Source organism: Longimicrobiaceae bacterium (assembly GCA_035696245.1).
Taxonomy (GTDB): domain Bacteria; phylum Gemmatimonadota; class Gemmatimonadetes; order Longimicrobiales; family Longimicrobiaceae; genus DASRQW01.
The window spans coordinates 20,707-28,138 of record DASRQW010000451.1 but is presented as its reverse complement, the minus strand read 5'-3'; the positions used below and the strand labels follow the sequence as shown (position 1 = coordinate 28,138).

General features: G+C 71.1%; 4 protein-coding genes. 2 read left to right on the top strand and 2 right to left on the bottom strand.

Annotated elements, in window-relative coordinates; genetic code table 11:
* Window positions 1-1,942: hydantoinase/oxoprolinase family protein (locus tag VFE05_20325; GenBank protein ID HET6232433.1), on the bottom strand; the 1,942-nt coding region annotated here is incomplete at its 3' end.
* Window positions 1,943-2,555: 613 nt separating this feature from the next.
* Here VFE05_20325 and VFE05_20320 point away from each other — a divergent pair.
* Window positions 2,556-3,407, top strand: coding sequence for a murein L,D-transpeptidase catalytic domain family protein (locus VFE05_20320; GenBank protein HET6232432.1), 852 nt, complete (start codon window positions 2,556-2,558; stop codon window positions 3,405-3,407).
* A gap of 413 nt (window positions 3,408-3,820) precedes the next feature.
* Here the strand turns inward: VFE05_20320 and VFE05_20315 are convergent, their stop codons facing one another.
* Window positions 3,821-5,338: an MDR family MFS transporter gene (locus tag VFE05_20315; protein ID HET6232431.1), complete on the bottom strand. Its 1,518-nt coding sequence runs from the start codon at window positions 5,336-5,338 to the stop codon at window positions 3,821-3,823.
* A 519-nt stretch (window positions 5,339-5,857) separates the two neighbouring features.
* Here VFE05_20315 and VFE05_20310 point away from each other — a divergent pair.
* Window positions 5,858-7,165: a dicarboxylate/amino acid:cation symporter gene (locus tag VFE05_20310; protein ID HET6232430.1), complete on the top strand. Its 1,308-nt coding sequence runs from the start codon at window positions 5,858-5,860 to the stop codon at window positions 7,163-7,165.
* The last annotated feature ends 267 nt before the right edge of the window (window positions 7,166-7,432 follow it).

Genomic DNA, 7,432 nt, shown 5'->3' with positions numbered 1-7,432 from the left:
CCGGACGCAGCGGCGACGCGCCGTCCCAGTCCACGGAAAGCGTGGAATCCTGCCCCGCGTACCGCAGGTTCACGATGCGGCGGGGGACGTCGATGTCATCTACCGAAACGCCTTCGCGCGCGACGGCGGCGGTGGCCTGCGCGGCAAGCGCAGACGCCATCTCCGGAAGCTCCGCCTCCGAGTCTTCCAGCGGGCGGAGGACTTGGCGCTCCGCGAAGCGCTCCACCGGCGCGTGGCCGATACCCAGCGCGCTCAGCAGCCCCGCGTCCGGCGGCACCACGACGGTGCGGATGCCGAGACGCCGCGCCACGCCGCACGCATGCTGCCCGCCCGCGCCACCGAACGCCACCAGCGCGTACGCGGCGGGATCGTAGCCGCGGCGCAGCGAGATGGTGCGGATCGCGTCGGCCATCCGCTCGTCCGCGATGTCCACCAGCCCCGCCGCCAGCGCCTCCCGCCCGATGCGCTCGCCCGTGGCGGCGTGCACGCGCGCGGCGAGGGCGTCCGCGGCTTCCGCGGCGGCGCGCGGGTCCACCGGGATGGCGAAGCGGCCGGGGACGATGCGGCCCAGCAGCAGGTTCGCGTCGGTCACGGTGAGCGGGCCGCCCGCGCCGTAGCAGGCCGGCCCCGGCTGCGCGCCGGCGCTCTCCGGCCCCACCCGCAGCCCCTGCGCGTCGAAGGTGCAGACCGAGCCGCCGCCCGCCGCCACGCTCTCGATCGCCAGCGCGGGAGCGACGATGCGCCCGCCGCCCACCTCGTGCTCCCACACGTACTCGAAGCCGCCGTCGAAGCGGGCCACGTCGGTGCTGGTGCCGCCCATGTCGAAGGCGATCACGCGCGCGAAGCCGCCGCGCCGCCCGGCCAGCGCCGCGCCCACCACGCCGCCCGCGGGCCCGCTGAGCAGCGAGTCCTTGGCGCGGAAGTCCTCCGGCCGCACCAGCCCGCCGGCGCTCGTCATCACGTGCAGCCGCCCGTCGCCCAGCGCGGCGCGGACGCCCGCGAGGTAGTCGCCGATCACGGGGCCCAGGTACGCGTCCACCACCGCCGTCTCCGCGCGCGGCAGCAGCTTGATGAGCGGCGCCAGGTCTGCCGAGCACGACACGTGGACGAAGCCCAGCGAGAGCAGGAAGTCGCGCACGGCGCGCTCGTGCGCGGGATCGCGGAACGAGTGCATGAGCGCCACCGCGGCCACGCGCACGCCCGCGGCGAGCAGGCGCCGCGCTGCGGGCTCCAGCGCCGCCAGGTCCAGCGGACGGAGCACGGAGCCATCCGCCGCCAGCCGCTCGTCCACCTCCACGGCCTCGCTGTACAGTGGCTCCGGGCGCCGCACGTCCAGCGCGAACAGATCCGGCCGCTGCTGCGTCCCGATGCGCAGCAGGTCGCCGAAGCCGCGGGTGATGAACAGCGCCGTGGGCGCCCCCCGCCGCTCCAGCAGCGCGTTGGTGCCGCGCGTGGTCGCCAGCCGCATGGCCAGCGGCGGCAGCGCATCTCCCGCCGCCGTTCCCGTGACGAGCCGGGCGGCCAGCACCGGCGCCTCCTCTTCGGACCGCACCTCGAACGCCGCGCCGGGCCGCGCATCTGCCGGGAGCGCCCGGTCCAGCCGCAGCGTCCCCGCCGCGGGGTCATACGCTACGACCGTCCGCTCCGCATCTACCGAAGCGATGGACGGCCGCGCATCCACCGATTCGGTAGATGTGTTCGCATCACTCGGCGAGAGCAGGCGGAAGCGGAAGCCGCGGACCCCATCGCGCGCCGCGCCCCAGTCCTCCCGGATGCGCAGGAGGTCGGCCGCGAGCACCTCGGCGACCGCGCCACGGAGGGACGAGCTGCTGAGCACCTTCGCGCGATGCAGGCGGCCGGCGGGGTCGCGCGCCAGGCAATCCGTAAACGTGCCGCCCGTGTCGATCCACACCTGCCAAGGCCGAAGCTCGGGAGAGGTCATGCGGGCTCCGGAAGAGCCTGGAGCTGCCGAGTGCGGGCGGATGAAACCGCGATTGCTCGAAGTCCCCCTGCGGAGACTGACCGCGAGCCGTCGCGGCGCTTCGGAGGATCGCTCGGCAACACGTGGGCGTGTGGATGTGTGATCATCGAAGCCGATGCGCGGCGGTTCGGGTTGATGTGGGCGGGGTGATGACGAGCCGGAGCCGCGCTGTATGCTATCAGCCCGCCCGAGGGGGTGATAGGCCGCGTGCGCACTGATGGGATGCTTACCGGCTACGGGGAAACGCCGGCTTTATACCGCACGCAATCGGCCCTTGCGTGATGCGGGAAGGCGGAGTTCGTCCCATCACCGTGCAAACGCCTGGAAAGGGTGCGGATGTTCCCGGCAGGGGTCGCGCAAAAGCGGGTTTTGGGTTATCTTAAGTGCAATCAAACAACACAACTAAGCGTGACCGGCATTCTCGGGGGCTCCAAGCCCTCTGGCCGAGCACGCTTCTGCGTGGGGCAGTCCGGCAGGCGCACGTCCTTCCGACACATCGACACACAATCCCCCACATCACGACCAAACCGGGCGCAGGCTCCCAAGCTCGCTGCGCCCATGAACGGGATTCGTCATGCGTTCACCCCTGCTCGTGCTGGCCGCCGGAACGTTCTGCATCGCGGCCAGCGCCATGAAGCACGAGACCATGAAGCCCGGCACCCCGGTGCCGGCGCATTCGGGCAACCTCGTGGGCTCGGCCATCGAGGCGCCGCTGCCCAACTTCGCGCGGCTGAAGACGCTGTCCACCCCCGCGGCGGCCACCGTTGCCGATGCCCGCGAGGCCCGCATCGTCACGGCGCTGGGCGCGCTCCAGGGCAGCGTTCGCGAGCAGAGCGACCCCAACGCGCTGAAGCTGGCCTTCGAGGCCTACTTCAACTACAAGGCCGCTCACCCGGACAAGGTGCGCAAGCCGTACCTGTACTTCGTGGACTACGGCCTGGACAGCCGCACCCCGCGCGGGTACGTGTTCGACATGGACGCGCTGCGCGTGGTGGACGGGCCGTTCACCGTGGCGCACGGCCGCGGCTCGTCGTCCGGGCGCGAGGGCGTGCCCACGCGCTTCAGCAACCGCGACGGCAGCGCGGCCACCTCGCTGGGCCTGTTCGTGGCGCAGGAGACGTACGCGTTCAGCGGCCACAGCAACGGGCAGCTCTACCACTCCATCGGCATGCGCCTGCAGGGCCTCTCGGGCAGCTTCAACAGCGCGGCGCGGTCGCGCGGCGTGGTCGTGCACGGCGCCCCGTACGTCACGCCCAGCAAGGCCGGCCGCAGCGAGGGCTGCCCCGCCATGGAGCCGGACCGCGCCCGGGAGCTGATCCCGCAGCTCAGCAACGGCAGCCTGGTCTTCCTTTTCTCGCCGCTGGACCAGACCTGGCTCGCCAAGGACCCCTGGGCTCACGCCGACGACAACCAGGCCAACGGCTGAGCCAAGGTTCGGGAGATGCGGACCGGCTGACGGTTTCGGCCGAGGACGACGGTAGATGGACGAAAGGGGAGCCCGCGCGGGCTCCCCTTTCGTCTTCGAAGACCAATCCTATGCTACTTTACCATGAGAAAGGCGCGCCGGTGATTGTCCGTGCCGAAGCTCGTCCCAGTGCAGATAGTTGCCATCGGGAAGCGGTTCGACACCACGAATCTCAGTGAGTTTCTGAGCGAACACCTTACTCTTCAGCGACTCCGCGAGAGTGGGTGCCCGCATCGGAATCTTCATCGTCACTCGCTTCTGCTGTCAATTTGCTGTTAATTGTTCAGAAATCAACAGCAACCTGACACCCCGACCTTCAGAGCACCGGCGCCTGCGGCTGTGGCGTCCTGTGCCGTACCGGGATCGGTTGTCGCTCAGTGCATCGCGCTGCTGAGGTCCACGTCGGTGGCGGCGTCGCGGTCCATCTCGGGGACGCGGAGGGCGAAGAGGAGGGTGAGGACGCCGAGCGCGGCGATGCCCCAGAACACGAGGTGCAGGCTGCCGGACAGGCCGGTGCGCAGCAGGGCGCGCGTGGCGGCGTCGAGCGCGGCGGCGCCGTGCGGCGCGGACTCGCCGCCCATCAGCTCCTGGATGCTGTCGACGGAGACGTGGCCCGCCAGGCCCGCATCGGCGACGTAGCGGCCCATGCGCCGGTTGAGCACGCCGCCGAAGAGCGCGGCGCCGAGCGCGCTGCCCAGGATGCGCATGAGCATGTTGCTGGCGGTGGCCACGCCGCGCTGGCTCCACGGCACGCTGGCCTGGATGGCGACCACGAAGGTGGTGTTCAGCAGCCCGAGCCCCACGCCCAGCACGAACGACCCCGCGCCCGCCCCCAGCGCCCCGTGCGCGGCCGTGAGCGCGATGGTGAGCGTGCCCGCGAGCGCCGCCACGCCGCCCACGCGCACGATTCGCCGCACGCCCTGCGTGACGATGAGGTGGCCGGCGGCGAACGACGCGAGCGGCCAGCCCACCGTCATCACGCTGAGGGTGAAGCCCGCCAGCAGCGCCGACCCGCCCAGCACGCCCTGCACGAAGGTGGGCAGGAAGGTGATCACGCCGATCATCATGATGCCGGACGTGAGCGTGGCCACGTTGGCGTTGCGGATGAGCGGCGCGGACCACAGCTCCATGTGCATCAGCGGGTCCGGCGCGCGGCGCTCCTGGCGCACGAAGAGCGCGAACGCGGCGGCGGACATCGCCAGCAGCGGCACCACGGCGCGCATCCCCCAGCCGCTGCCTTGGGTGAGCGCCAGCATCAGCGGGCCCACGGCGGCCAGCAGCAGCACGGCGCCCGCGTAATCGATGTTGCGCTCGCCGTGCGCCACGCCCTCGTGCAGGTAGCGGCCCATGAGCACGATGGCGGCGATGCCCAGCGGCACGTTCGCCCAGAAGATCCACGCCCAGCCCACGCTGTGCACGATGATGCCGCCCACCAGCGGCCCGGCGATGGACGAGATGCCCCACACGCTGCTCAGGTAGCCCTGCACCCGGCCGCGCTCCTCCAGCGAGTACAGGTCGCCCGCCAGCGTGGTGGTGATGGGCTGCACGGCGCCCGCCCCCAGCCCCTGCACGAAGCGGAACGCCACCAGCATCCCCATGCTCGTCGCGAAGCCGCACGCCACCGAGCCCGCGAGGAACACGACCACGCCGGCGATGAACACCGGCTTGCGCCCCAGCAGGTCGCTCAGCTTTCCGAAGATGGGGATCGCCACCGCCTGCATGAGCAGGAACGACGAGTAGACCCAGCTGTAGAGCGAAAATCCGCCGATCTCCGCGGCGATGCTGGGCATGGCGGTGGCCACGATCGTACCCTCGATCGCGGCCATGAAGGCGGCCAGGACCATCGCCGTGAGCACCAGCGGGCGATGGGTTTGAGGTGCTGCGTTGGTCACGCTACCGTCCGGACGGGCTGGTGTGGGGCCGGCACCCTGCCGGCGCCGCGGGCGGTGTGCACCACCCGTACCGTAAAAGACCCAGCCCCGTCCCCCGCGTCAAATCGTCCGGTCCCGCCTCCGCGCGCCTCGGCCCTCCGTCTCGGCACCGCCGGTGCGATGCGCTGCCGGTCGTCATCCGCCGCCGGTCGTCATCCGCCGCTCTGGCGCGGCACCCATCCGCTCCACAGCTTTCGGGAGATGCACGGCGGTCCGGCGCCGCGCATCGTTTAAGCCTCGGCGATGATGCGCATCGGCTGAGCGTGCATCGCCCGCCGTGCGGCGCCGTCGGCAGATGCGCGGGCGGGCGCCGAACGTGCCGGTGCACCCGCGCTCGCGATGCGCATCACGCCTCCCGCATCCGCCGAGGCGCCTTCGCTGGCCCGAACGCCCGTCCGTGCATCCTCCGCCCGATGGTGCGCGGGGTAGGCGGGGCGGCGAGACGGGCATCGTCCTTCCCACATCTCCCGAAAGACGCTCATGGCCGCCACGGCGGAACGGAAGCCCTTCTACCGCACGCTCTACTTCCAGGTGCTGTGCGCCATCGCGCTGGGCGTGGCGCTGGGCAGCCTGGCGCCGGCGACGGGCGCGGCCATGAAGCCGCTGGGCGACGCGTTCGTGAAGCTGGTGAAGATGATCATCGCGCCGGTGATCTTCTGCACCGTCGTCACCGGCATCGCGGGGATGCAGAGCATGAAGCAGGTGGGGCGCGTGGGCGGGCTGGCGCTGCTCTACTTCGAGGTCGTGTCCACCCTGGCGCTGATCGTGGGCCTGGTGGTCATCAACGTCGTGCAGCCCGGCGCGGGGATGCACGTGAACGCCGCCAGCCTGGACACGGCCGCCGTCGCCGCGTACACCAAGCCCGGACAGCTGGAGGGTGTGACCGGCTTCCTGCTGCACGTGATCCCCGGCACGCTCGTGGGCGCCTTCGCCGAGGGCGAGATCCTGCAGGTGCTGCTCATCGCGGTGCTCTTCGGCTTCGCGCTGCACCGGCTTGGCGAGCGCGGGCAGATGATCTACCAGCTCGTCGAGCGGCTGTCACAGGTGCTGTTCGGGATCGTGGGGATGATCATGCGGGTGGCGCCCATAGGGGCGTTCGGGGCGATGGCGTTCACCATCGGCAAGTTCGGCGTGGGCACCCTGGCATCGCTCGCGGGGCTGATAGCGACCTTCTACGCCACCTGCCTCATCTTCGTGTTCGGCGTGCTGGGGCTGATCGCGCGGGCGCACGGCTTCGGCATCTTCCGCTTCGTGCGCTACATCAAGGAAGAGCTGCTGATCGTGCTCGGCACCAGCTCGTCCGAGGCGGTGCTGCCTCGGCTGATGGCGAAGCTGGAGAACCTGGGCGCGGGCAAGCCGGTGGTGGGCCTGGTGGTGCCTACCGGCTACTCGTTCAACCTGGACGGCACCGCGATCTACCTGACCATGGCCGCCGTCTTCATCGCCCAGGCGACGGACACGCCCATGACCATGCTCCAGCAGGCCACGCTGCTGGCCGTGCTGCTGCTCACCAGCAAAGGCGCGGCGGGGGTGACGGGCAGCGGCTTCATCGTGCTGGCGGCGACGCTCTCGGCCGTGGGGCACGTGCCGGTGGCGGGCGTGGCGCTGATCCTGGGCATCGACCGCTTCATGAGCGAGGCGCGCGCGCTCACCAACACGGTCGGCAACGGCGTCGCCACCCTCGTGGTCGCCCGCTGGTGCCACCAGCTGGACCGCGACCGCCTCACCCGCCGCCTCGCGGGTGAGACCGACCAGGAAGCCGACGAGCCGGAGGCGCTGGCGGCGTAGGTGCTCACATCCGGCGACTGAATGACGCGCTCCGAAATAGAAGACGCCCTGCTCTCGGCTGGGAGCAGGGCGTGATCTTTTCGGGAAGAGATGGGAAACGGCGAGGCTCGACCCATCAGCGGTTCGATCTTCCGCGATTCCCACCGTGGCCGGGGGCCGCGCCTGGCGACTGGAAGTCGCGGCAACGACTGCGCAAAGTCCGCCTGCGCGGACTGAGCCCAAGCTCAGCCCGCATCGAAGCGTCCGGAGCGAGGAGCCATCGACCCT

Bases quoted from the DNA above. Each gene is read 5' to 3' on its own strand.
- VFE05_20320 (HET6232432.1), top strand. From the start codon at position 2,556: ATGCGTTCACCCCTGCTCGTGCTGGCCGCCGGAACGTTCTGCATCGCG.
- VFE05_20310 (HET6232430.1), top strand. From the start codon at position 5,858: ATGGCCGCCACGGCGGAACGGAAGCCCTTCTACCGCACGCTCTACTTC.